22 protein-coding genes and 1 riboswitch are annotated in these 24,701 nt (G+C 52.8%); of the genes, 8 read left to right on the top strand and 14 right to left on the bottom strand.

The window, feature by feature from the left end; genetic code table 11:
• Nucleotides 1-18: 18 nt before the first annotated feature.
• Genes nfi through nudC form a run of 3 tightly spaced genes read right to left on the bottom strand, consistent with a single transcriptional unit; the run spans nt 19 to nt 2,578 of the window.
• Nucleotides 19-690, bottom strand: coding sequence for a deoxyribonuclease V (gene nfi, locus ABVM99_RS23390; protein WP_000362359.1), 672 nt, complete (start codon nt 688-690; stop codon nt 19-21).
• Between the two features lie 9 nt (nt 691-699).
• Nucleotides 700-1,764, bottom strand: a complete 1,065-nt coding sequence (gene hemE, locus ABVM99_RS23385; protein WP_023194460.1) for a uroporphyrinogen decarboxylase — start codon at nt 1,762-1,764, stop codon at nt 700-702.
• A gap of 40 nt (nt 1,765-1,804) precedes the next feature.
• On the bottom strand, nt 1,805-2,578 hold the full coding sequence (gene nudC / locus ABVM99_RS23380) for an NAD(+) diphosphatase (protein WP_000373956.1): 774 nt from the start codon (nt 2,576-2,578) through the stop codon (nt 1,805-1,807).
• Between the two features lie 92 nt (nt 2,579-2,670).
• On the opposite strand from nudC, the gene rsd reads away from it, so the two are divergent.
• The 7 genes from rsd to thiH all read left to right on the top strand — a co-directional run bounded on the left by rsd (nt 2,671) and on the right by thiH (nt 8,887).
• The gene (gene rsd / locus ABVM99_RS23375) at nt 2,671-3,159 is read left to right on the top strand and encodes a sigma D regulator (RefSeq protein ID WP_000934315.1); all 489 of its coding nucleotides are present in this window, start codon (nt 2,671-2,673) and stop codon (nt 3,157-3,159) included.
• Between the two features lie 52 nt (nt 3,160-3,211).
• Nucleotides 3,212-3,436: riboswitch (TPP riboswitch) on the top strand.
• A gap of 86 nt (nt 3,437-3,522) precedes the next feature.
• Complete coding sequence (gene thiC, locus ABVM99_RS23370) at nt 3,523-5,418, top strand: phosphomethylpyrimidine synthase ThiC (RefSeq protein WP_023194459.1); 1,896 nt, start codon at nt 3,523-3,525, stop codon at nt 5,416-5,418.
• Nucleotides 5,418-6,053 carry a thiamine phosphate synthase gene (gene thiE / locus ABVM99_RS23365; protein WP_023194458.1) on the top strand — a complete coding sequence of 212 codons (636 nt, stop codon included), beginning with the start codon at nt 5,418-5,420 and terminating at the stop codon, nt 6,051-6,053. Before thiC ends, thiE begins: the two co-directional genes overlap by 1 nt.
• Nucleotides 6,046-6,804 (top strand): thiazole biosynthesis adenylyltransferase ThiF, encoded by a 759-nt coding sequence (gene thiF / locus ABVM99_RS23360; RefSeq protein WP_039520790.1) that lies wholly within the window; start codon nt 6,046-6,048, stop codon nt 6,802-6,804. Before thiE ends, thiF begins: the two co-directional genes overlap by 8 nt.
• On the top strand, nt 6,785-6,985 hold the full coding sequence (gene thiS / locus ABVM99_RS23355; protein ID WP_001650858.1) for a sulfur carrier protein ThiS: 201 nt from the start codon (nt 6,785-6,787) through the stop codon (nt 6,983-6,985). The genes thiF and thiS overlap by 20 nt, the downstream gene beginning before the upstream one ends.
• A gap of 1 nt (nt 6,986) precedes the next feature.
• Nucleotides 6,987-7,757 (top strand): thiazole synthase, encoded by a 771-nt coding sequence (gene thiG, locus ABVM99_RS23350; protein WP_001650859.1) that lies wholly within the window; start codon nt 6,987-6,989, stop codon nt 7,755-7,757.
• Nucleotides 7,754-8,887 carry a 2-iminoacetate synthase ThiH gene (gene thiH / locus ABVM99_RS23345; RefSeq protein WP_023194527.1) on the top strand — a complete coding sequence of 378 codons (1,134 nt, stop codon included), beginning with the start codon at nt 7,754-7,756 and terminating at the stop codon, nt 8,885-8,887. The genes thiG and thiH overlap by 4 nt, the downstream gene beginning before the upstream one ends.
• A gap of 220 nt (nt 8,888-9,107) precedes the next feature.
• Here the strand turns inward: thiH and ABVM99_RS23340 are convergent, their stop codons facing one another.
• On the bottom strand, nt 9,108-10,136 hold the full coding sequence (locus ABVM99_RS23340; protein ID WP_023194526.1) for a type III secretion system effector arginine glycosyltransferase SseK1: 1,029 nt from the start codon (nt 10,134-10,136) through the stop codon (nt 9,108-9,110).
• 449 nt (nt 10,137-10,585) lie between these two features.
• Here ABVM99_RS23340 and ABVM99_RS23335 point away from each other — a divergent pair, with 449 nt between their 5' ends.
• Entirely contained in the window at nt 10,586-10,861 is a 276-nt protein-coding gene (locus ABVM99_RS23335) for a cytoplasmic protein (RefSeq protein ID WP_172964283.1), read from the top strand.
• A 1-nt stretch (nt 10,862) separates the two neighbouring features.
• On the opposite strand, the gene ABVM99_RS23330 is transcribed toward ABVM99_RS23335, so the two are convergent.
• The 10 genes from ABVM99_RS23330 to tuf form a co-directional block, all read right to left on the bottom strand.
• A complete protein-coding gene (locus tag ABVM99_RS23330) occupies nt 10,863-11,189 on the bottom strand; it encodes a hypothetical protein (RefSeq protein WP_077684124.1) in 327 nt (108 codons plus the stop codon).
• A 41-nt stretch (nt 11,190-11,230) separates the two neighbouring features.
• On the bottom strand, nt 11,231-15,454 hold the full coding sequence (gene rpoC / locus ABVM99_RS23325) for a DNA-directed RNA polymerase subunit beta' (RefSeq protein ID WP_023194524.1): 4,224 nt from the start codon (nt 15,452-15,454) through the stop codon (nt 11,231-11,233).
• 76 nt (nt 15,455-15,530) lie between these two features.
• A complete protein-coding gene (gene rpoB / locus ABVM99_RS23320; RefSeq protein WP_000263105.1) occupies nt 15,531-19,559 on the bottom strand; it encodes a DNA-directed RNA polymerase subunit beta in 4,029 nt (1,342 codons plus the stop codon).
• A gap of 317 nt (nt 19,560-19,876) precedes the next feature.
• Entirely contained in the window at nt 19,877-20,242 is a 366-nt protein-coding gene (gene rplL, locus ABVM99_RS23315) for a 50S ribosomal protein L7/L12 (RefSeq protein WP_000028882.1), read from the bottom strand.
• Nucleotides 20,243-20,308: 66 nt separating this feature from the next.
• Nucleotides 20,309-20,806: a 50S ribosomal protein L10 gene (rplJ, locus tag ABVM99_RS23310; protein ID WP_001207203.1), complete on the bottom strand. Its 498-nt coding sequence runs from the start codon at nt 20,804-20,806 to the stop codon at nt 20,309-20,311.
• A gap of 415 nt (nt 20,807-21,221) precedes the next feature.
• Entirely contained in the window at nt 21,222-21,926 is a 705-nt protein-coding gene (gene rplA, locus ABVM99_RS23305; RefSeq protein WP_001096676.1) for a 50S ribosomal protein L1, read from the bottom strand.
• A gap of 3 nt (nt 21,927-21,929) precedes the next feature.
• Nucleotides 21,930-22,358, bottom strand: coding sequence for a 50S ribosomal protein L11 (gene rplK / locus ABVM99_RS23300; protein ID WP_001085926.1), 429 nt, complete (start codon nt 22,356-22,358; stop codon nt 21,930-21,932).
• Nucleotides 22,359-22,515: 157 nt separating this feature from the next.
• Nucleotides 22,516-23,061, bottom strand: a complete 546-nt coding sequence (gene nusG, locus ABVM99_RS23295; protein WP_001287521.1) for a transcription termination/antitermination protein NusG — start codon at nt 23,059-23,061, stop codon at nt 22,516-22,518.
• Nucleotide 23,062: 1 nt separating this feature from the next.
• Nucleotides 23,063-23,446, bottom strand: a complete 384-nt coding sequence (secE, locus tag ABVM99_RS23290) for a preprotein translocase subunit SecE (RefSeq protein WP_001275691.1) — start codon at nt 23,444-23,446, stop codon at nt 23,063-23,065.
• A 229-nt stretch (nt 23,447-23,675) separates the two neighbouring features.
• The coding region (gene tuf / locus ABVM99_RS23285; RefSeq protein ID WP_000296578.1) for an elongation factor Tu at nt 23,676-24,701 on the bottom strand (1,026 nt) is incomplete at its 5' end.

Below are 24,701 nucleotides of genomic sequence, written 5' to 3'. Positions count from 1 at the left end.
AGCGGCAGTTTACCTGAATCAGCGCTGAATTTCTTGCCAACGAACAAACGCCGGACGTCCGGAAGCGACGGCATCCGCCCAGCGCGTCGGCTCCGGCAGGCGATACCCTTTCATACAGCGCTGTACCCACGCCAGCGCGCTGTCAGTACTGACCCGGTGCCCCGTCGCGATAAACAGCGGATTACAGCGCGCCTTGCTGCGCCATACCCACGCCAGTTGCTCGCCTTTATCCATTAAGGGGCTAAGTGCGCCAGGTTCGGCGGAAAGTGGTTCAAATTTACCGCACAGCCGTTTTTTCGCCACACCGATGGTTGGCACGTCCACCAACAGTCCAAAATGACTGGCGACGCCAAGCCGACGCGGATGCGAAATACCGTGACCGTCCACAAACAGCAAATCGGGCTTTTGCGAGAGCTGTTCCCACGCCGCCAGCAGCGCAGGATATTCACGAAAAGAGAGAAAGCCGGGGATATACGGCATGGTGGTGGCAATACGCGCCACCTTGTACTCGACCAGTTCAAGCGACGGATATTTCAACAATACCATCGCCGCCCGCGTCACCTCGCCCCCCTGCTCAAAACCGACGTCCGCCCCGCCGATAAACGCTGGCGGATCTTTGTCCAGGCGATCTTCGCGGCAAACCGATGAAGCAAGTTCTATCTGTTGAGCGCGTAGCGACGCGAGATCCATACTAACTCCTTAGTTGTGATACTGCGCAGAAAGTCGGTGCACTGCCTCCACAAATGCGCCAGCATGTTCTGGCGGCACATCCTGATGGATGCCATGTCCAAGGTTAAAGACGTGCCCTTCTCCCTGACCGAAACCAGCAAGTATAGTCGCTACTTCGTCTTCGATCCGTGCCGACGGCGCATACAGCATCGAGGGGTCCATATTGCCCTGCAGCGCCACTTTATGGCCAACGCGACGGCGCGCATCGGCGATATCTGTCGTCCAGTCGAGACCCAGCGCGTCGCAGCTGGTTTCCGCCATCGCCTCCAGCCACTGACCGCCACCTTTAGTGAACAGCGTTACCGGCACGCGGCGACCGTCGTTTTCACGCAGCAGGCCATCGACGATTTTATGCATGTAGTAGAGGGAGAACTGCTGGTAATCGCGGCCAGTCAGCACGCCGCCCCAAGTGTCGAAAATCATCACCGACTGCGCGCCCGCTTTGATTTGCGCGTTGAGGTACAGCGTGACGCTTTTCGCCAACTTATCCAGCAGCAGATGCAACGCCTGCGGGTCAGCGTACATCATCTTTTTAATCACCGTGAAGGCTTTGCTACTGCCGCCTTCCACCATGTAAGTCGCCAGCGTCCACGGGCTACCGGAGAAGCCGATCAGAGGAACCTCGCCTTTTAGTTCGCGGCGAATCGTACGCACTGCATTCATCACATAACCCAGTTCATCTTCCGGATCGGGAATGGGCAGCTTATCGACATCGGCTTTGCAGGTGACAGGAGCCGTAAAGCGCGGGCCTTCCCCGGCTTCAAAATAGAGCCCCAGGCCCATCGCGTCCGGAATCGTCAGGATATCCGAGAAAAGGATCGCCGCATCAAGCGGATAACGGCGCAGCGGCTGTAAAGTGACCTCGCAGGCCAGTTCGGCATTTTTGCACAGCGACATAAAATCGCCCGCCTGAGCGCGAGTGGCTTTGTACTCCGGTAGATAACGGCCCGCCTGGCGCATCATCCACACTGGCGTAACATCAACGGGCTGGCGCAGCAGCGCACGTAGATAACGATCGTTTTTGAGTTCGGTCATTTTTACATTCCTTTAGCGTTGATGCGCCCAGTGTAACATGTCAATCATATTCAGCCCGACACATTGCCACCGTATCTTCGATCAAACGGCGCGCGACGGTGCCCGGCGGCGGCAGTAGCGGCAGATCGTCATAACGGTACCAATTTGCTTCCAACAGTTCTTTCGGGTCGATGACGATATCGCCGCTGTCGTACTCCGCCATAAAAGCGGTCATCAGCGACTGCGGGAAAGGCCACGGCTGGGAAGTCACATAGCGCAGATTTTTCACCTTAATCCCGCTCTCCTCCATTACCTCTCGCGCGACCGCCTGTTCTAAGGTTTCGCCGACTTCAACAAACCCGGCCAGCACGGTATGCACGCCGTTGCGGTGGCGAACGTGCTGGGCCAGCAGGATGGAATCCTCACGGCGAATGGCAACAATAATGCAGGGGGCGATTTGCGGGTAGTAACGCTCGCGGCAATGGCTGCACAGCATCGCCCATTCGGTTTTACTCGGGTGCATAGGGTGCCCGCAATAGCCGCAAAATTTATGCGATCGGTAAAACTCCGCCAACTGTACGCCACGTCCCGCCAGTTGGAACAGCCCTGCATCCTGATCGATAACCTGGCGAACCGATCCCATATCATGGCGTCGATGCTGTAACACCAGCCAGACGGGCTCGCCTTGCCATTCACCTATCCGGAGTGCGCGCTGCCCCACAAGATCGAAATTTGCCGCCAGCCCGTGTGGTAATTCCCCATACGGCAACCATAATTTTTGTTCATGGCTGACGATCCACCAGCCACTCTCTAATTTTTCAATTATACGATCCATAGCTCTTGCACTACCTTTGCTTCACTGGCATGTTGTTAACATTATTTTTACATTCATGGCGAGCAGCCTTTATCTAACTTGCGGAGACAATCATGCTAAACCAGCTGGAAAACCTGACGGAGCGCGTTGGCGGAAGCAACAAACTGGTCGATCGCTGGCTGGATGTACGTAAGCACCTGCTCGTGGCTTACTACAATCTGGTTGGCATTAAGCCTGGCAAAGAATCGTACATGCGGCTGAATGAAAAAGCGCTGGATGATTTTTGTCAGAGCCTGGTCGATTACCTTTCCGCCGGGCACTTCAGTATTTATGAACGTATTCTCCATAAATTGGAAGGAAACGGTCAGCTTTTACATGCGGCAAAAATCTGGCCGCTGCTGGAAGATAATACGCAGCGCATTATGGATTATTACGACACCAGCCTGGAAACTGCCATCGATCACGATAATTGTCTCGAATTTCAACAAGCTCTGTCAGATATCGGCGAAGCGCTGGAAGCCCGCTTTGTGCTGGAAGACAAGCTGATTATGCTGGTGTTTGACGCGATGCACGACGGCGCCAGAGTCAAACGTCCCGCTTGAGTTCTGCGCGAGTAACGGGTAGTTTACTTCAGCCCCCTCTTCGGAGGGGCGGTTATCTTGTCGGAGTGCTAATTTTCCACAAAAGCGTTCGTGATGCGTCAAGGCGGCAAGTCGGTGAATCTCCAGGAGCTTACATAAGTAAGTGACTGGAGTGAGCGGACGAAGCCAACGAAGAGGCAGCGCGAAGGATGAAGTGGAAAAGGCTGAGACCGTTAATTCGGGATCCGCGGAACCTGATCAGGTTAATACCTGCGAAGGGAACAAGAGTAATTCTGCTTTATGCTGCTGCCTTTACGGGCGGCGCACATCCATTACTCCATCCGTCGTCTGACAAGCCACGTCCTTAATTTTTTGGAATGAGCTATGTCTACAACAACGTTAACCCGCCGCGAGCAGCGCGCTAAAGCCCAGCATTTTATCGATACGCTGGAAGGGACTGCCTTTCCCAACTCGAAACGCATCTACGTGACCGGTTCGCAGCATGATATTCGCGTACCGATGCGCGAAATTCAACTTAGCCCAACGCTCATCGGCGGCAGCAAAGACAACCCGCAGTTTGAAGAGAACGAAGCCGTGCCGGTGTACGACACCTCCGGCCCCTATGGCGATCCTGAGGTGGCGATTAACGTCCAGCAGGGTCTGGCGAAACTGCGCCAGCCATGGATTGACGCACGTAACGATAGCGAAGAATTAGACGACCGTAGCTCGGCTTATACCAGAGAACGTCTGGCCGACGATGGCCTGGACGATCTGCGTTTTACCGGTCTGCTGACGCCAAAACGCGCCAAAGCCGGACACCGCGTGACGCAACTTCATTATGCCCGCCAGGGGATCGTCACTCCCGAAATGGAGTTCATCGCTATCCGTGAAAATATGGGCCGCGAGCGCATTCGCAGTGAAGTGCTGCGCCACCAGCATCCGGGGATGAACTTTGGCGCGCGCCTGCCGGAAAATATTACGCCGGAATTCGTGCGCGATGAAGTCGCCGCGGGCCGCGCGATTATTCCCGCCAACATCAACCACCCGGAATCGGAGCCGATGATCATCGGTCGTAACTTCCTGGTCAAAGTGAATGCCAATATCGGCAACTCGGCGGTCACCTCCTCCATCGAAGAAGAGGTGGAAAAACTGGTGTGGTCAACCCGCTGGGGCGCGGACACGGTGATGGACCTCTCCACCGGTCGCTATATTCATGAAACCCGCGAATGGATCCTGCGTAACAGCCCGGTACCGATCGGCACCGTCCCGATCTACCAGGCGCTGGAGAAGGTCAACGGGATCGCCGAAGATCTTACCTGGGAAGCGTTCCGCGACACGCTGCTGGAGCAGGCCGAGCAGGGCGTCGACTACTTCACCATCCACGCGGGCGTACTACTGCGCTACGTGCCGATGACCGCCAAACGCCTGACCGGGATTGTCTCGCGCGGCGGTTCGATCATGGCGAAGTGGTGCCTCTCGCATCACAAAGAGAACTTCCTGTTCGAACATTTCCGCGAGATTTGTGAAATCTGCGCCGCCTACGACGTTTCCCTGTCGCTGGGCGACGGCCTGCGTCCCGGCTCCATTCAGGACGCCAACGACGAAGCGCAGTTCTCCGAGCTGCATACGCTGGGCGAATTGACCAAAATCGCCTGGGAATACGACGTGCAGGTGATGATTGAAGGCCCGGGCCACGTACCGATGCATATGATTCAGCGCAACATGACCGAAGAGCTGGAGAGCTGCCACGAAGCGCCGTTCTACACCTTAGGGCCGTTGACCACCGACATCGCGCCGGGCTATGACCACTTCACCTCCGGGATCGGTGCCGCGATGATCGGCTGGTTCGGCTGTGCGATGCTATGCTACGTCACACCGAAAGAGCACCTCGGCCTGCCGAACAAAGAAGATGTGAAGCAGGGGCTGATCACCTACAAAATCGCCGCCCACGCCGCTGATTTAGCCAAAGGGCATCCGGGCGCGCAGATCCGCGATAACGCGATGTCGAAAGCGCGCTTCGAATTCCGCTGGGAAGATCAGTTTAACCTCGCGCTCGACCCGTTCACCGCCCGCGCCTACCACGATGAAACCCTGCCGCAGGAGTCCGGCAAGGTCGCCCACTTCTGTTCCATGTGCGGGCCGAAGTTCTGCTCGATGAAAATCAGCCAGGAAGTCCGCGATTACGCCGCCGCGCAAACCATCGAAGTCGGCATGGCGGATATGTCGGAAAACTTCCGCGCCAAAGGCGGCGAAATCTATCTCAAGCGGGAGGAAGCCTGATGTATCAGCCTGATTTCCCGACCGTGCCGTTCCGCCTCGGGCTTTACCCGGTAGTGGACAGCGTTGCATGGATTGAGCGTCTACTGGAGGCGGGCGTGCGCACAATCCAGCTGCGTATCAAAGATAAACGCGATGAAGAGGTAGAATCCGACGTTATCGCCGCCATCGCGCTGGGACGTCGTTATGACGCCCGCCTGTTTATCAACGACTACTGGCGACTGGCGATTAAGCACAACGCCTACGGCGTGCATCTGGGCCAGGAAGATCTCGAAACCACTGACCTGAAGGCGATTCAGGCGGCGGGGTTACGCCTGGGCGTATCGACCCACGATGATATGGAGATAGACGTGGCGCTGGCCGCTAAGCCTTCTTATATCGCGCTGGGTCACGTCTTCCCTACTCAAACCAAGCAGATGCCTTCCGCCCCGCAGGGGCTGGCGCAGCTGGCCAGTCATATTGAACGACTGGCGGATTACCCGACCGTCGCGATCGGCGGCATCAGCCTTGAACGCGCTCCGGCGGTACTGGCGACCGGCGTCGGCAGCGTGGCTGTGGTTAGCGCCATTACTCAGGCCGCCGACTGGCGCGCCGCTACCGCGCAGTTACTGGATATTGCGGGGGTTGGCGATGAATGACCGCGATTTTATGCGCTACAGCCGGCAAATCCTGCTCGGCGATATCGCGATTGAAGGCCAACAAAAGCTGCTCGATAGCCATGTGCTGATTATCGGTTTAGGCGGGTTAGGTTCACCCGCCGCGCTGTATCTGGCGGGAGCAGGTATCGGCAAACTAACGCTGGTAGACGATGACGACATTCATCTGAGCAATTTGCAGCGCCAGATTCTATTTACCACCGATGATATCGCGCGTTCAAAATCTCAGGTTGCCCAGCAGCGCCTGACACAGCTCAACCCGGATATCGAACTGGTATCACTCCAGCAGCGACTAAAAGGCGAGGCACTGCGGCATGCGGTAGCACGCGCCGATGTGGTGCTCGACTGTACCGATAACATGGCGACGCGCCAGGAGATTAACGCCGCCTGCGTGGCGCTCAACACTCCGTTAATTTCCGCCAGCGCCGTCGGCTTTGGCGGCCAACTGATGGTCCTCACGCCACCGTGGGAACAAGGCTGTTACCGCTGCCTGTGGCCGGACGATGTCGAGCCTGAACGCAACTGCCGTACCGCCGGTATCGTCGGACCGGTTGTTGGCGTGATGGGCACCTTGCAGGCGCTGGAAGCGATTAAATTACTCAGCGGTATTGAGACGCCCAGCGGAGAGCTACGCCTGTTTGACGGTAAAACCAGCCAGTGGCGCAGCCTGGCGCTGCGTCGTGCCAGCGGCTGCCCGGTATGCGGAGGGCGACATGCAAATTCAATTCAATGACGAGCCGATGCAGTGCGTCGAAGGGCAAACCGTCAGCAGCCTGCTCGCTACGCTTAATCAGCTTCAACCGGGCGCGGCGCTGGCGCTCAATCAGCAGATCCTGCCGCGCGAGCAGTGGCAGCAGCAAATCGTGCAGGAAGGCGACCAGATCCTGCTTTTTCACGTTATAGCAGGAGGTTGAGATGTTACGTATTGCCGACAAAACGTTTGATTCACATCTGTTCACCGGCACCGGAAAATTTGCTTCGTCGCAGCTGATGGTCGAGGCGATTCGCGCCTCCGGCAGCCAGTTGGTGACACTGGCGATGAAGCGCGTGGATTTACGTCAGCACAACGACGCTATCCTGGCGCCGCTCATTGAAGCGGGCGTCACGCTGCTGCCCAATACCTCCGGGGCGAAAACCGCTGAAGAGGCGATCTTCGCCGCCCAGCTGGCGCGGGAAGCGCTGGGCACAAACTGGTTGAAATTAGAAATCCACCCGGACGCCCGCTGGCTATTGCCAGATCCGATCGAAACGCTAAAAGCCGCCGAAGCACTGGTGAAACAGGGCTTCGTGGTGCTGCCCTACTGCGGCGCGGATCCGGTGTTGTGCAAGCGGCTGGAAGAGGTCGGCTGCGCGGCGGTGATGCCGCTTGGCGCGCCTATCGGTTCGAATCAGGGGCTGGAAACCAAAGCCATGCTGGAGATTATTATTCAGCAGTCCACCGTGCCGGTGGTGGTTGACGCCGGGATCGGCGTGCCCAGCCATGCCGCTCAAGCGCTGGAAATGGGCGCTGATGCGGTGCTGGTTAACACCGCTATTGCCGTGGCGGACGATCCGGTGATGATGGCAACCGCTTTCCGCCTGGCTGTAGAAGCGGGAGTACTGGCGCGTCAGGCGGTGCCGGGTAATCGTAGCACCTACGCCAGCGCCACCAGCCCGCTCACCGGATTTCTGGAGGCCCTGGCATGAAAACCTTCACCGACCGCTGGCGGCAACTGGAGTGGGACGATATTCGCCTGCGCATCAACGGTAAAACCGCCGCCGACGTGGAGCGGGCGCTGAATGCTTCACGCCTCGACCGCGAGGATATGATGGCGTTGCTCTCCCCCGCCGCCGCCGATTACCTTGAACCGCTGGCGCAGCGGGCACAAAGGCTGACCCGACAACGCTTTGGCAACACCGTCAGTTTCTACGTACCGCTTTATCTCTCAAACCTCTGTGCCAACGACTGCACCTACTGCGGCTTCTCGATGAGCAACCGCATCAAGCGTAAGACGCTGGATGAGGTGGATATTCAAAGGGAGTGCGATGCTATCCGTAAACTGGGCTTTGAGCATCTGCTGTTAGTCACCGGCGAACATCAGGCCAAAGTCGGCATGGACTATTTTCGCCGTCATTTACCGGCTATCCGCCGTCAATTTTCATCATTACAGATGGAAGTCCAGCCCTTGTCGCAAGAAAACTATGCGGAGCTCAAAACGCTGGGGATCGATGGCGTGATGGTTTATCAGGAAACTTACCATGAGGCAATTTATGCACAGCATCACCTGAAGGGAAAGAAACAGGACTTTTTCTGGCGGCTGGAAACGCCGGATCGGTTAGGCCGGGCAGGTATCGACAAAATCGGTCTTGGCGCGCTAATTGGTCTGTCGGACAACTGGCGGGTGGATTGCTATATGGTGGCGGAGCATCTGTTGTGGATGCAGAAACACTATTGGCAGAGTCGCTATTCTGTTTCCTTCCCGCGTCTGCGTCCGTGTACTGGCGGTGTGGAACCCGCATCTGTGATGGATGAAAAGCAACTGGTGCAAACTATTTGCGCTTTCCGGTTATTGGCGCCGGAAATTGAGCTCTCGCTTTCCACCCGCGAATCGCCGTGGTTTCGAGACCATGTGATTCCTCTGGCAATCAACAACGTCAGCGCCTTCTCAAAAACCCAGCCCGGTGGGTATGCTGACGATCATCCTGAACTTGAGCAGTTTTCTCCCCACGATGCCCGTCGGCCTGAAACCGTAGCAAGCGCGTTAAGCGCGCAAGGGTTACAGCCCGTGTGGAAAGACTGGGACAGTTGGCTGGGGCGCGCTTCGCAAACGCGGTGAACCCGTATGTAAACGCATTAATATTTCACGAGCGAGTACGTAATGTGAAAAACGGGAGATTGTTATCGGCCTCCCGTTTTTTTATATCCGTTCTGAACAGCACTGCGATTTTAAAGTTGGCTGTAGTAGAGAAAACTGAGCATCAAATATTTTTTCGCCGAAACTTGATAGTTTATGCCAATATTTTATGTATTCAATAGCATGATTATTGCCATTTCCACTACTGCACATGCCTCGCCCATGAACTTTGCGTAAACTGACTGGTATTCATTATAATGTTATCATGCTTAAACTCAATAAAATCGCAAAAAGAATTATAATCTTCATTTAAAGAATAATTAAAATGTTTTCTAATTCCATTACATACACCATCGGAATAGGGATCAGCATCAAATTTAGTATGCATTATTTCCAATCCAGCAAGTAAAGCCGGGTGGTTATTGCGATCAACAGCTATTATCCCGTTTTCCATAGAAGCACGGCCATCTATCCTTTCTACATGAACAGCGATTCCATCCGGAATATATATACCCCCCAATTTTTCCGTGATAATCATATCAGCATCGAGATATATACACCCACTATTTGTTGATAAATCATAACACCCAACCTTATCCGCCTCCAGGAATAACTGACCAGCCTTTAACATAGCCATATTCCTGTAAAAATCAAACCATACATGGCCTTTATCCAGTAAGTAAGATTTAATTAATGAATCATTATCCTCTTGAATATCACTCAATTCTTTTTTCAATAGCTGCAGTAAATGACAATCCCTTTTTTCTTCTGGCATGGATTCTTGCTTAGAAATATTTTCCATATAAATTTCTGATAATTTTTTATCGTACATGCTAAAGTCAATATCATTTCTATATATGACTTTTATGTTTTCATAGTCATACTCAAGTTTTGAAAAAGCATCCTTTTGTCCCGGAAAAAAATCACCATCTACAAAAATACCTATAAGACGTTCTTTTTCAATTGTTGCTGCTTTAATGATATTGTTAAGGTAGGGGTTTTTCTCTGTGTTAATTATAGGTATATCATTTTTCCCAAAGCGAGCAGGATTCCGCTCAAACCACTGGAAAAGAAGAGGGGTCTTCTCATCTAAAAAGCACAAGGGATAATTTTTTCCATTAAAACTTGTAAAATGAATGTCCCTGTCGGTAACAGTTTTAACTAATTCATTTTTTGAAAGCGCGGGAACATATCTATTTAATGGTGGGATCATAACAATTAAATGCTCCATACTTACTTCATTACATATTTTACATGATGATTATTAGCACATGTTTTTTAGCGTTGCAATCGCTGTCAGCTAAAAGATGTTAAACTAAGCATTAACCGATGGATACATAAATATCTTACTAGCGAGCAATTAAATAAATAATTTATTAACTTTATTTTTATTCCAGAAATGGCATCATATTTATAATTCCTGTAATAAGAGCAAACAAAGACCTTAATGGAATTAAATACTCCATTTAATAATTTAAAATATCCCGTGTAAACAATCAATAAAACAGGTTTATCATTTAATGTATGAACAGCAGGCATTTTATAATGGCGAGCCAATAGACTTTAATAACTTAGATTTATGGGATAAATTTAAAGTCACATTTGGATTCAATGTTACAGAAAAAAACAAACCCAATGGTATAAAAATTCAATTTTGAGTATTGTGGATTCTCTACTTTTATTACGCCGGTTGATGGCGTTGACGGGATTTTAGCAAAGTGGTTCTCAAACAAACATAATGTAATTGTCCCAACGCCTTATACATTCGGTCAGGACCCCATTCCTTGCGTCAATCTTTATCGTAATACAAAAGCAAAATTTGTTATGGCTAACGGCGGTAATAGTCTTCCCTGTGCGATGGCAAAATATAATGCAAAAACTGGACAATTTATTCATATAACCAGTGATAGTGAGTTTTCACCAATAATGCGAGAAACAAGAGTCATGAAAAAATAACTCATTTATTCATTAAATTTATAATTACAGATAAAATCAAGAGCCAGCATGGCATTGAAAAATAAAATACGGCTTTTTTATCCGCACTGGTTTTGACTTGATGAAGAATAACGGTGGCGACAATAATAATAAGACAATAAATAAATATAAGTAATGATTTATGGTGAAGTATATATAACGATAGAAACAATAAAAAAGCGGACAGAACGTTTGAAATGGTTATCTTTTTTGTAAATACCAAAAGACTAAACATTAAATAGATTAATGAAATAATCGCTGGCATTTTCTTTCCTTGTAGGCAAGCGATCCGGAATTCGGCATCCAGCATGAAGCTGGTGGAGGGATAAATACCCCTCCACCATTTAACGATTAATCGTTATCAGAACCGCCAAGGCCTGCGTTCAGCAGCTCTGCCAGGCTGGCAGATGCGTCTTCCGCAGTGACCTGCGGTGTTGCTGGCTGCTCGCCCGCGGCGCGACGGCGCATACGATCCTGGTGGTACGCATAACCGGTACCGGCCGGAATCAGACGACCCACGATAACGTTCTCTTTCAGGCCGCGCAGTTCGTCGCGTTTACCCGCAACGGCTGCTTCGGTCAGGACACGCGTGGTCTCCTGGAACGATGCGGCAGAGATGAACGATTCGGTTGCCAGAGACGCTTTGGTGATACCCAGCAGATCGCGGGAGAAGGTAGCCCCCACTTTGCCGTTCGCTTCCAGCTCGCGGTTAGCGATCTTGACGCGAGAGTATTCAACCTGTTCGCCTTCCAGGAAGTCGGAACTACCGGCGCTTTCGATGGTCGCTTTACGCAGCATCTGACGAACGATAACTTCGATGTGTTTATCGTTAATCTTAACGCCCTGCAGACGGTATACATCCTGAACTTCGTTAACAATGTAACGCGTCACAGCATGAACACCACGCAGACGCAGAATGTCGTGCGGCGCTTCCGGACCATCGGAAATCACATCACCACGTTCTACACGTTCCCCTTCGAACACGTTGAGCTGACGCCATTTCGGAATCATCTCTTCGTACGGGTCACTACCATCAACCGGCGTAATCACCAGACGACGTTTGCCTTTGGTTTCTTTACCGAAGGAAACGATACCTGCGATTTCCGCCAGAATGGCCGGCTCTTTCGGACGACGCGCTTCGAACAGGTCCGCAACGCGCGGCAGACCACCGGTGATATCCTTGGTACCGCCGGATTCCTGCGGAATACGCGCCAGGGTGTCACCAGAACTGATCTGTACGCCATCTTCCAGCTGTACAATCGCTTTACCCGGCAGGAAGTACTGCGCAGGCATATCGGTACCCGGGATCAGAACGTCATTACCCTGAGCATCAACGATTTTCAGCGCCGGACGCAGATCTTTACCACCGGTAGTACGTTCAGCCGAATCCAGAACCACCAGCGAAGACAGACCGGTCAGTTCGTCGGTCTGACGCGTAATGGTCTGACCGTCGATCATGTCAGTGAAGCGGATGAAACCACTCACTTCGGTGATAACCGGCATGGTGTGCGGGTCCCAGTTTGCCACGGTTTCGCCGCCGGCAACCTGCTCGCCATCACCTTTCGCCATGACAGCGCCATAAGGCACTTTATAGCTCTCTTTGGTACGACCGAATTCGTCGATCAGCTTCAGTTCGGTGTTACGAGAAGTGATAACCAGTTTACCGCTGGAGTTCACAACCGACTTCACGTTGCTGAGCTTGATGCTACCTTTATTTTTCACCTGGATGCTGGATTCAGCAGCCGCACGCGATGCCGCACCACCGATGTGGAACGTACGCATCGTCAGCTGTGTACCCGGTTCACCGATGGACTGTGCTGCGATAACGCCGATAGCTTCACCTTTGTTGATGATGTGGCCACGCGCCAGGTCACGACCATAGCAGTGCGCACATACACCAAAGTCGGTGTCGCAGGATACAACGGAACGCACTTTAACGGCGTCAACGGAGTTTGCTTCCAGCAGGTCACACCACTGTTCGTGCAGCAGCGTGTTGCGTGGAACCAGAATGTCCGCAGTACCCGGTTTCAGCACATCTTCCGCCGTCACACGACCAAGAACGCGGTCACGCAGCGGCTCTTTCACGTCGCCACCCTCGATAACCGGGGTCATCAGGATACCTTCGTGCGTACCACAGTCATCTTCGGTCACCACCAGATCCTGCGCGACGTCAACCAGACGACGGGTCAGATAACCGGAGTTCGCGGTTTTCAGTGCGGTATCCGCCAAACCTTTACGCGCACCGTGGGTGGAGATGAAGTACTGGAGTACGTTCAGACCTTCACGGAAGTTCGCGGTGATTGGCGTTTCGATGATGGAGCCATCCGGCTTCGCCATCAGACCACGCATACCAGCCAGCTGACGAATCTGTGCCGCAGAACCACGCGCACCGGAGTCGGCCATCATGTAGATGCTGTTGAAGGAAACCTGCTGCTCTTCCTGGCCGTCACGGTTAATCACGGTTTCGGTTTGCAGGTTATCCATCATCGCTTTGGATACACGATCGTTTGCCGCAGCCCAGATATCGATAACTTTGTTATAGCGTTCGCCAGCGGTTACCAGACCGGACTGGAACTGCTCCTGGATCTCAGCAACTTCAGCTTCCGCTTCAGAAATGATCTCGTGTTTTTTCTCCGGGATGACCATGTCATCAATACCAACGGACGCACCTGAACGCGCTGCATAAGCAAAGCCGGTGTACATCGTCTGGTCCGCAAAAATAACGGTCGGTTTCAGGCCCAGAATACGGTAGCAAGTGTTCAGCATTTTGGAGATCGCTTTCTTGCCCAGCGCCTGGTTGACGATGGAGAAAGGCAGACCTTTCGGTACGATCATCCACAGAATGGCGCGACCAACGGTCGTGTCTTTCAGGCTGGTGTGCGCAACGAATTCGCCGTTTTCATCTTTTTCATATTCAGTGATACGCACTTTAACGCGCGCATGCAGAGAGGCCAGACCTGCGCGATAGATACGCTCAGCTTCTTTCGGGCCAGTCAGCACCATGCCTTCGCCTTTGGCGTTAACACAGTCACGGGTCATGTAGTACAGACCCAATACCACGTCCTGAGACGGAACGATGATAGGTTCGCCGTTCGCCGGAGACAGGATGTTGTTGGTAGACATCATCAGCGCACGCGCTTCAAGCTGGGCTTCCAGCGTCAGCGGTACGTGAACAGCCATCTGGTCACCATCGAAGTCGGCGTTATAGGCCGCACAAACCAGCGGGTGCAGCTGGATAGCTTTACCTTCGATCAGTACCGGTTCAAATGCCTGGATACCCAGACGGTGCAGAGTCGGCGCACGGTTCAGCAGTACCGGGTGTTCGCGGATCACTTCGTCCAGGATATCCCAAACGACAGCTTCTTCACGCTCAACCATTTTCTTCGCGGCTTTGATGGTGGTGGCCAGGCCACGCAGTTCCAGCTTGCCGTAGATGAACGGTTTGAACAGCTCCAGCGCCATTTTCTTCGGCAGACCGCACTGGTGCAGACGCAGGTATGGACCTACGGTGATAACAGAACGACCGGAGTAGTCAACACGCTTACCGAGCAGGTTCTGACGGAAACGACCTTGTTTACCTTTGATCATGTCGGCCAAAGATTTCAGAGGACGCTTGTTAGAACCGGTGATCGCACGACCGCGACGACCGTTATCCAGCAGGGCGTCAACCGCTTCCTGCAGCATACGTTTTTCGTTACGTACGATGATGTCCGGCGCAGCCAGATCCAGCAGACGCTTCAGACGGTTGTTACGGTTAATGACGCGACGATACAGATCGTTCAGGTCAGAAGTCGCGAAACGACCACCATCCAGCGGAACCAGCGGACGCAGATCTGGCGGCAGAACCGGCAGAACGGTCAGGATCATCCACTCTGGCTTGTTGCCAGACTGTACGAAGGCTTCCAGCAGTTTGATACGCTTGGTCAGCTTCTTACGCTTGGTTTCGGAGTTGGTTTCGTTCAGCTCTTCGCGCAGAGTTTCACACTCTTGCTCCAGATCCATGCTCTTCAGCAGGGCCTGGATAGCTTCCGCACCCATCTTCGCGTCGAATTCGTCACCGAACTCTTCCAGCGCGTCCAGATACTGCTCTTCAGTCAGGATCTGTTGACGTTCCAAGTTGGTCATACCGCCTTCGATAACCACATAAGATTCGAAGTACAGTACGCGTTCGATATCGCGCAGCGGCATATCGAGCAGCAGACCGATACGGGACGGCAGCGATTTCAGGAACCAGATGTGAGCAGTCGGGGACGCCAGCTCGATGTGGCCCATACGCTCACGGCGTACTTTGGTCTGGGTCACTTCAACGCCGCACTTCTCACAAATAACACCACGGTGTTTCAGGCGCTTGTATTTACCGCACAGGCACTCGTAGTCTTTTACCGGCCCAAAGATACGGGCGCAGAAAAGGCCGTCACGCTCAGGTTTGAACGTACGGTAGTTGATGGTTTCCGGCTTTTTAACTTCACCGAAAGACCATGAACGGATCATGTCTGGCGAAGCCAGAGCAATTTTGATCGCATCAAACTCTTCGGTTTTAGTCTGCGCTTTCAGAAACTTTAATAAATCTTTCACGGATTTGCTCCCGTCGGAGTTAGCACAATCTGGTGTCGGGTTTTACCCCGACACCAGTGACCTGTTTGAGCGAGAATTACTCGTCTTCCAGTTCGATGTTGATGCCCAGCGAGCGGATCTCTTTCAACAGAACGTTGAAGGATTCCGGCATACCCGGTTCCATCTGATGGTTGCCGTCCACGATGTTCTTATACATCTTGGTACGACCGTTCACGTCATCAGACTTAACGGTGAGCATTTCCTGCAGGGTGTAGGCGGCGCCGTAAGCTTCCAGCGCCCACACTTCCATCTCCCCGAAGCGCTGACCACCGAACTGCGCCTTACCACCCAGCGGCTGCTGAGTAACCAGGCTGTAAGAACCGGTAGAACGCGCATGCATCTTGTCATCAACCAGGTGGTTCAGTTTCAGCATGTACATGTAACCGACGGTTACCGGACGTTCGAACTGTTCACCCGTACGGCCATCGAACAGGGTGATCTGACCGGAGGTCGGCAGGTCGCCCAGTTTCAGCAGCTCTTTGATTTCCGCTTCTTTCGCACCGTCAAACACTGGTGTGGCAATCGGCATACCTTTACGCAGGTTTTCTGCCAGACGCAGCACTTCATCATCGCTGAAGGTGCTCAGGTCGACTTTCTGACGAACGTCGGCGCCCAGATCGTAGGCACGCTGGATGAATTCGCGCAGTTTCGCGACTTCCTGCTGCTGTTTCAGCATGGCGTTAATCTTGTCGCCAATACCTTTCGCAGCCATACCCAGGTGGGTTTCCAGAATCTGACCGATGTTCATACGAGACGGTACGCCCAGCGGGTTCAGTACGATGTCGACCGGCGTGCCGTTTTCATCGTAAGGCATGTCTTCGATCGGGTTGATCTTAGAGATAACACCCTTGTTACCGTGACGACCTGCCATCTTATCACCCGGCTGGATACGGCGTTTAACGGCCAGATAGACCTTCACGATCTTCAGCACGCCCGGCGCCAGATCGTCGCCCTGGGTGATTTTACGGCGCTTCGCTTCAAGTTTTTTCTCGAACTCGTGTTTCAGTTCGTCATACTGCTCAGCCAGTTGTTCCAGCTGATTTTGTTTCTCTTCGTCGGTCAGACCGAGTTCCAGCCAGCGGTCGCGCGGCAGTTTGTCGAGCTTCTCAGCTTCAACGCCGCCGGACACCAGCACCGCACGGATACGGCTAAACAGGCCCGCTTCGAGGATCTGCAGTTCTTCAGACAGGTCTTTTTTCGCCTGCTTGAGCTGCATCTCTTCGATTTCCAGAGCACGTTTGTCTTTTTCTACGCCATCGCGAGTAAAGACCTGAACGTCGATAACCGTACCGGAGACACCGTTAGGTACGCGCAGAGAAGAGTCTTTAACGTCAGACGCTTTCTCACCGAAGATCGCACGCAGCAGTTTCTCTTCCGGCGTCAGCTGGGTTTCACCTTTCGGCGTCACCTTACCGACCAGAATGTCGCCGCCGGTCACTTCCGCGCCGATGTAAACGATACCGGATTCATCCAGTTTGGAGAGCGCAGCTTCACCCACGTTCGGAATATCAGCGGTGATCTCTTCCGGCCCCAGCTTGGTGTCACGGGACACGCACGCCAGTTCCTGAATGTGGATGGTGGTGAAACGGTCTTCCTGAACAACACGCTCGGATACGAGGATGGAGTCTTCGAAGTTGTAGCCGTTCCACGGCATGAACGCCACGCGCATGTTCTGACCGAGCGCCAGTTCACCGAGGTCGGTGGACGGACCGTCTGCCAACACGTCGCCGCGTTCAACCGGCTCGCCCAGAGACACACATGGCATCTGGTTGATACAGGTGTTCTGGTTAGAGCGGGTGTATTTGGTCAGGTTATAGATGTCGATACCCGCTTCACCCGGGTACATCTCGTCTTCGTTAACTTTGATAACGATACGGGATGCATCCACGTACTGAACAGTACCGCCACGTTTAGCTACTGCAGTAACACCGGAGTCGACGGCGACAGCACGTTCCATACCGGTACCCACCAGCGGCTTATCAGCGCGCAGAGTCGGAACCGCCTGACGTTGCATGTTCGCACCCATCAATGCACGGTTGGCGTCATCGTGTTCCAGGAACGGGATCAGGGACGCACCGACGGAGACCACCTGCTGGGTGGAAACGTCCATGTAGTCAACCTGGTCGCGGCTGAACAAGCTGGATTCGCCTTTGCTACGGCAGGTCACCAGATCTTCTACAAAGTGGCCTTCGTCATCCAGGTTGGAGTTCGCCTGAGCGATAACGTAGTTGCCTTCTTCGATAGCAGACAGGTAATGAATTTCGTCAGTGACCACGCCATCAACCACACGACGGTACGGCGTCTCAAGGAAGCCATATTCGTTAGTCTGTGCGTACACGGACAGGGAGTTGATCAGACCGATGTTCGGACCTTCCGGCGTTTCGATAGGACATACGCGACCGTAGTGCGTCGGGTGTACGTCTCGAACTTCGAAGCCTGCGCGTTCGCGGGTCAGACCGCCTGGGCCGAGTGCGGAGATACGACGTTTGTGCGTAATCTCAGACAGCGGGTTGTTCTGGTCCATAAACTGAGACAGCTGGCTGGAACCAAAGAACTCTTTCACTGCGGCGGAAATCGGCTTGGCGTTGATCATATCCTGAGGCATCAGGGTATCCAGATCGCCCAGAGACAGACGCTCTTTCACCGCACGCTCTACACGCACCAGGCCAACGCGGAACTGGTTTTCCGCCATTTCGCCGACGGAACGGATACGACGGTTGCCGAGGTGGTCGATATCATCCACTTCGCCTTTACCGTTACGGATATCGATGAGCTTCTTCATGACATCAATGATGTCGTCTTTGCTCAGGATACCGGAACCTTCGATTTCGTCGCGCAACAGAGAACGGTTGAACTTCATACGACCCACCGCAGACAGGTCATAGCGGTCTTCGGAGAAGAACAGGTTCTCAAACAGGCTTTCAGCCGCTTCGCGTGTCGGCGGCTCACCAGGGCGCATCATGCGGTAGATTTCTACCAGCGCGCTCAGACGATCGTTAGTTGGGTCGACGCGTACCGTTTCAGAAATGTACGGGCCGTGGTCCAGATCGTTGGTAAACAGCGTTTCGATACGCTTGTGGCCGGACTGGCTCAGCTTAGCCAGCAGATCCAGGCTCAGCTCCATGTTCGCCGCGCAGATCAGCTCGCCAGTGGATTCGTCAACGTAGTCTTTAGAGACGACTTTGCCTGCGATGTACTCAACCGGAACTTCGATATGCTTGATATCGTCTTTTTCCAGCTGACGGATGTGACGCGCGGTAATGCGACGGCCTTTTTCAACGTACACTTTGCCGTTAGCTTCGATATCGAACGACGCGGTTTCGCCGCGCAGACGTTCTGGAATCAGCTCCATCTGCAGTTTGTTGTCGCGAATTTCGAAGACGACTTTCTCAAAGAACAGGTCAAGGATCTGCTCAGTGGTGTAGTTCAGCGCACGCAGGATGATGGTCGCAGGCAGTTTACGGCGACGGTCGATACGCACGAACAGGTTGTCCTTCGGATCGAATTCGAAGTCCAGCCAGGAACCACGGTAAGGAATGATGCGCGCGTTATACAGCACTTTACCCGAAGAGTGGGTTTTACCTTTGTCGGAGTCAAAGAAGACGCCCGGACTACGGTGCAGCTGAGAAACGATAACACGCTCAGTACCGTTGATAACAAAGGTACCGTTGTCGGTCATGAGCGGAATTTCGCCCATGTAGACTTCTTGTTCTTTAATGTCTTTAACGGTGCCTTCCGGCGCTTCGCGCTCGTAGATCACCAGACGCAGTTTTACGCGCAGCGGTGCGGAATAGGTCACGCCACGGATCTGACATTCCTGAACGTCAAACACCGGTTCGCCAAGGCGGTAGCTGACGTACTGCAGCTCGGAATTACCGCTGTAGCTCTGAATCGGGAACACGGAACGGAAGGCTGCTTCCAGGCCGTACTGCCCTTCAGGATCTTGCTCGATAAACTTCTGAAACGAGTCAAGCTGGATAGAAAGGAGATAAGGTACATCCAGAACTTGTGGACGTTTACCAAAATCCTTACGAATACGTTTTTTCTCGGTATAGGAGTAAACCATAGGGTTCCTCAGCTCGCTGACAAGTCGACCCATCTGTCCTGCGGGGGACAGTTTGTGCAACACTATTTTGTTGACCGGAAAATGGATACTTTCCGCAATGCCTGTTGCTATCACGCTTAAACCATTTCATTGCGATTTACACAGAACGTACGCTCTGTCGCAGTATATTAAGTCGTCGATAGAAACAAGCATTGAAAGGCACAGCAGTAGTCAAACAGTGTGAAACGCTACTGGCGCCTTACAGCGCAAAAAGGCTGGTGACTAAAAAGTCACCAGCCATCAGCCTGATTTCTCAGGCTGCAACCGGAAGGGTTGGCTTATTTAACTTCAACTTCAGCGCCAGCTTCTTCCAGAGATTTTTTCAGTGCTTCAGCGTCATCTTTGCTCACGCCTTCTTTCAGAGCGGCCGGAGCAGATTCTACCAGGTCTTTAGCTTCTTTCAGACCCAGGCCAGTTGCGCCACGTACTGCTTTGATAACAGCAACTTTGTTAGCGCCAGCAGCTTTCAGAATTACGTCGAATTCAGTTTTTTCTTCAGCAGCTTCAGCCGGGCCAGCAGCTACAGCTACAGCAGCAGCAGCGGAAACACCGAATTTTTCTTCCATTGCAGAAATCAGTTCTACAACGTCCATTACGGACATAGCGGATACTGCTTCAATGATTTGATCTTTAGTGATAGACATTTAAATTGTTCCTGAATATCAGAATAAGTTTATACGTAAGCAAATGCTTGATAAAGACAACTGCGATTACGCAGCTTCTTTTGCATCGCGTACAGCAGCCAGTGTGCGAACCAGTTTGCCAGCCGAAGCTTCTTTCATGGTTGCCATCAGGCGTGCAATTGCTTCTTCGTAGGTCGGCAGAGTTGCCAGGCGGTCGATCTGAGACGCCGGGATCAGCTCACCTTCAAAGGCTGCAGCTTTGACCTCAAATTTTGCATTCGCTTTCGCGAACTCTTTGAACAGACGAGCAGCAGCGCCCGGGTGTTCCATAGAGTATGCAATCAGGGTCGGACCAACAAACGTGTCTTTCAGGCACTCGAACTGAGTACCTTCAACGACGCGACGCAGCAGGGTGTTACGAACAACACGCATGTATACGCCAGCTTCACGACCTGCTTTACGCAGTTCAGTCATTTTATCTACAGTTACGCCACGGGAATCCGCAACTACTGCAGACAGCGCGCCTTTGGCTACTTCGCTGACTTCAGCAACAATCGCTTGTTTGTCTTGAAGATTTAAAGCCATTAGCTTTGCTCCTGGATGTTTGCCGGAACTCATGTTCCGGAACTCACTTCACTCATCTCAACGAGAAGAGCGTCTTAATACGGTGAGCAGAAACAAGCCAGAGTATCAAAAATAATCTTAGCGTTCTGTCACCGTCTACGCAGGGGATTAAGCCTCTTGCGAGACGCCTGCGGTCTTCGACGGAGGCCTGGATAGGCCAGGCTCCAACGAACAAATCTTTTCTATCCGTCGCTATTCAGCTTGTGGCGGCGTTGGCTTCCTTCGTTCGCACCAGTCACATAGTTAGCTATGCTCCTGGCGACTCACTCAGTTGCCGCCTTGCCACAACCCGAATATCTCGGATATACGTCTGCAACTAGCAGAATACGTGGGGGTAAGATTGTAGACAAAATCACCGCCCACGTAAAGACTAATCTTAGTTCGCAGATGCGCTCAGACCAGCCTGATCAACGGCAACGCCAGCACCCATGGTGGTGGAGATGCTAACTTTCTTGATGTACACGCCTTTCGCCTGGCTCGGTTTTGCTTTTTTCAGCGCAACCAGCAGAGCTTCCAGGTTTTCTTTCAGTTTGTCAGCGTCAAAGTCCACTTTACCGATGGTGGTGTGGATGATGCCGTTTTTGTCGTTACGGTAACGAACCTGACCTGCTTTAGCGTTCTTAACCGCTTCAGCAACGTTCGGCGTTACGGTACCGACTTTCGGGTTTGGCATCAGGCCGCGCGGACCCAGAACCTGGCCCAGCTGGCCAACAACGCGCATTGCATCCGGGGATGCGATAACAACGTCGAAGTTCATTTCGCCTTTCTTGATCTGGTCAGCCAGATCTTCCATACCTACCAGCTCAGCGCCAGCAGCTTTAGCTGCTTCAGCGTTCGGGCCCTGGGTAAATACGGCAACGCGAACAGAACGGCCAGTACCGTGCGGCAGTACAGTCGCGCCACGAACGTTCTGGTCAGATTTACGAGCATCGATGCCGAGGTTAACGGCAACGTCAACGCTTTCGTTGAATTTAGCAGTGGCCAGCTCTTTCAGCAGGGCAATAGCTTCGTTGATGTCGTACTGTTTGGTCGCATCAACTTTTTCACGGATCACGCGCATACGCTTGGTCAGTTTAGCCATTTCTTAGTCCTCCACTACCAGGCCCATGGAACGTGCAGTACCTTCGATGGAGCGAGTCATCGCTTCAATGTCGGCACCGGTCATGTCGGCAGCTTTGGTCTGCGCGATTTCCTGCAGCTGAGCGCGGGAAATTTTACCTACTTTGTCTTTGTTCGGCTTGCCGGAACCAGACTTGATACCAGCCGCTTTTTTCAGCAGAACAGCTGCCGGAGGCGTTTTGGTAACGAAGGTGAAAGAACGGTCAGCGTAAACGGTAATAACAACCGGAATCGGCAGACCTTTTTCGATGGAATCCGTTTTTGCGTTGAACGCTTTGCAGAATTCCATGATGTTCACACCCTGCTGACCCAGTGCTGGACCAACCGGCGGACTCGGGTTCGCCATACCAGCTGCAACCTGCAGCTTGACGTAGGCTTGTACTTTCTTAGCCATTCTAAATTCCTCGAATTGGGTAGTATCGCTTCAAAGAAGCTCCCCGTGATAAATATCGCTTTATGGGCATAAGGCCCATAAAAACAAAAGGCGCGAAATTGTATGTCAATTTCGCGCCCTATGCAACGATTAGATCGCTGCTTTTTTGATCGCAGCCTTACGCTTTCTCAACCTGGCTGAAGTCCAGCTCTACCGGGGTCGCACGACCGAAGATAGAAACAGACACTTTCAGGCGAGACTTCTCATAATCGACTTCTTCGACAACGCCGTTAAAGTCTGCGAACGGACCGTCGTTAACACGAACCATTTCACCCGGTTCAAACAGAGTTTTCGGCCGCGGCTTATCACCCACCTGCTGCAGACGGTTCATAATCGCATCAACTTCTTTATCGCTGATTGGCGCCGGACGGTCAGAGGTACCGCCGATAAAGCCCATGACGCGCGGAACGCTACGCACCAGGTGCCAGCTCGCGTCGTTCATCACCATCTGAACTAATACGTAGCCAGGGAAGAATTTGCGCTCGCTCTTACGACGCTGGCCGCCACGGATTTCAACGACTTCTTCAGTCGGCACCATGACTTCGCCAAACAGCTCTTCCATATTGTGTAATTTGATATGCTCGCGCAGCGATGTGGCTACGCGGCCTTCAAAACCGGAAAACGCCTGAACGACGTACCAGCGCTTTTTAGGTGCTTCAGACATCTCAGAACCTCAGGCCAGTGATAAAGGATACCAGGCGAACCAGAATACCATCCAGTCCCCACAGGATCAGTGACATAACTGCAGTAACCGCAGCGACGATCAGCGTGGTGTGCAGCGTTTCCTGGCGAGTCGGCCAAATGACCTTACGGACTTCGGTTCTCGCTTCACGGGCAAAAGCAACGGTTGCTTTACCTTTTGTCGTCAACAGCGCGACACCACCCGCTGCAGCAATCAGAATTACTACGGCCAGCGCACGCAGCGGCAGCATCATGTCGCGATAGAGGTAGTTGCCGACGATTGCGACGATCAGCAATATGGCAACAACTATCCACTTCATCGCTTCCAGGCCGCGCCCGCTCCCTTGAGCTTCGGTATTCGCACTCATAAACCAACCTGTCAGAAGTATTCTACAAACATTTTCACCCCGCAATCGCGAGGCAATCCAAATCGAAACGCTTATTCGCCTTTCGGATTATACGCCCTCTACAGAGCCTGTCTCAGCAATGATTATGACAAATAAAATCACTGATGAGCCAGGTTCTGGTGTGAAAGCGTGCAAAAAGGGCATCAAATGATGCCCTTTTATTGCGCATTGCGTCAAATGTTATCAGCGATTAGCCGAGAACTTTAGCAACAACGCCCGCGCCAACGGTACGGCCGCCTTCACGGATTGCGAAACGCAGACCGTCGTCCATCGCGATCGGGTGGATCAGGGTAACAACCATTTTGATGTTGTCGCCCGGCATTACCATCTCTACGCCTTCCGGCAGTTCGATGGTGCCAGTCACGTCAGTAGTACGGAAGTAGAACTGCGGACGGTAGCCTTTGAAGAACGGAGTATGACGGCCGCCTTCATCTTTGGACAGAATGTACACTTCAGATTCGAACTTGGTGTGCGGCTTGATGGTGCCCGGCTTAGCCAGTACCTGACCACGTTCGATTTCTTCACGTTTGATACCACGCAGCAGAACACCTACGTTCTCACCGGCACGGCCTTCGTCCAGCAGTTTGCGGAACATTTCAACGCCAGTACAGGTAGACTTCTGAGTCTCTTTGATACCAACGATTTCAACTTCTTCGCCCACTTTGATGATACCGCGTTCTACACGACCGGTAACAACGGTACCACGACCGGAGATGGAGAATACGTCTTCGATCGGCAGCAGGAACGGCTTGTCAATCGCACGCTCTGGTTCCGGAATGTAAGAATCCAGGAAGCCAGCCAGTTCGATGATTTTCGCTTCCCACTCTGCGTCGCCTTCCAGCGCTTTCAGAGCAGAACCACGAACGATCGGAGTGTCGTCGCCCGGGAAGTCGTACTGAGACAGAAGTTCACGAACTTCCATTTCAACCAGTTCCAGCAGCTCTTCGTCATCAACCATGTCGCATTTGTTCAGGAACACGATGATGTACGGAACGCCTACCTGACGACCCAGCAGGATGTGCTCACGGGTCTGCGGCATCGGGCCGTCAGTCGCAGCAACAACCAGGATCGCGCCGTCCATCTGAGCAGCACCGGTGATCATGTTTTTAACATAGTCGGCGTGCCCCGGGCAGTCTACGTGTGCGTAGTGGCGGGTCGGGGTATCGTATTCAACGTGAGAAGTGTTGATGGTGATACCACGCGCTTTTTCTTCCGG

The organism is Salmonella sp. SJTUF15591, from assembly GCF_043356435.1.
GTDB lineage: Bacteria > Pseudomonadota > Gammaproteobacteria > Enterobacterales > Enterobacteriaceae > Salmonella > Salmonella enterica.
This window is presented reverse-complemented; position numbering and strand designations above follow the sequence as displayed.

What these genes read in the sequence shown, in the direction of transcription:
- rplK (WP_001085926.1), bottom strand. Translation starts at nt 22,358, where the DNA reads ATGGCTAAGAAAGTACAAGCCTACGTCAAGCTGCAGGTTGCAGCTGGT.
- nudC (WP_000373956.1), bottom strand. Translation starts at nt 2,578, where the DNA reads ATGGATCGTATAATTGAAAAATTAGAGAGTGGCTGGTGGATCGTCAGC.
- ABVM99_RS23340 (WP_023194526.1), bottom strand. Translation starts at nt 10,136, where the DNA reads ATGGAGCATTTAATTGTTATGATCCCACCATTAAATAGATATGTTCCC.
- rplJ (WP_001207203.1), bottom strand. Translation starts at nt 20,806, where the DNA reads ATGGCTTTAAATCTTCAAGACAAACAAGCGATTGTTGCTGAAGTCAGC.
- rplA (WP_001096676.1), bottom strand. Translation starts at nt 21,926, where the DNA reads ATGGCTAAACTGACCAAGCGTATGCGCGTGATCCGTGAAAAAGTTGAT.
- thiE (WP_023194458.1), top strand. Translation starts at nt 5,418, where the DNA reads ATGTATCAGCCTGATTTCCCGACCGTGCCGTTCCGCCTCGGGCTTTAC.
- nfi (WP_000362359.1), bottom strand. Translation starts at nt 690, where the DNA reads ATGGATCTCGCGTCGCTACGCGCTCAACAGATAGAACTTGCTTCATCG.
- secE (WP_001275691.1), bottom strand. Translation starts at nt 23,446, where the DNA reads ATGAGTGCGAATACCGAAGCTCAAGGGAGCGGGCGCGGCCTGGAAGCG.
- thiC (WP_023194459.1), top strand. Translation starts at nt 3,523, where the DNA reads ATGTCTACAACAACGTTAACCCGCCGCGAGCAGCGCGCTAAAGCCCAG.
- rsd (WP_000934315.1), top strand. Translation starts at nt 2,671, where the DNA reads ATGCTAAACCAGCTGGAAAACCTGACGGAGCGCGTTGGCGGAAGCAAC.
- hemE (WP_023194460.1), bottom strand. Translation starts at nt 1,764, where the DNA reads ATGACCGAACTCAAAAACGATCGTTATCTACGTGCGCTGCTGCGCCAG.
- thiH (WP_023194527.1), top strand. Translation starts at nt 7,754, where the DNA reads ATGAAAACCTTCACCGACCGCTGGCGGCAACTGGAGTGGGACGATATT.
- thiG (WP_001650859.1), top strand. Translation starts at nt 6,987, where the DNA reads ATGTTACGTATTGCCGACAAAACGTTTGATTCACATCTGTTCACCGGC.
- rpoB (WP_000263105.1), bottom strand. Translation starts at nt 19,559, where the DNA reads ATGGTTTACTCCTATACCGAGAAAAAACGTATTCGTAAGGATTTTGGT.
- rplL (WP_000028882.1), bottom strand. Translation starts at nt 20,242, where the DNA reads ATGTCTATCACTAAAGATCAAATCATTGAAGCAGTATCCGCTATGTCC.
- thiS (WP_001650858.1), top strand. Translation starts at nt 6,785, where the DNA reads ATGCAAATTCAATTCAATGACGAGCCGATGCAGTGCGTCGAAGGGCAA.
- thiF (WP_039520790.1), top strand. Translation starts at nt 6,046, where the DNA reads ATGAATGACCGCGATTTTATGCGCTACAGCCGGCAAATCCTGCTCGGC.
- ABVM99_RS23330 (WP_077684124.1), bottom strand. Translation starts at nt 11,189, where the DNA reads ATGCTGGATGCCGAATTCCGGATCGCTTGCCTACAAGGAAAGAAAATG.
- nusG (WP_001287521.1), bottom strand. Translation starts at nt 23,061, where the DNA reads ATGTCTGAAGCACCTAAAAAGCGCTGGTACGTCGTTCAGGCGTTTTCC.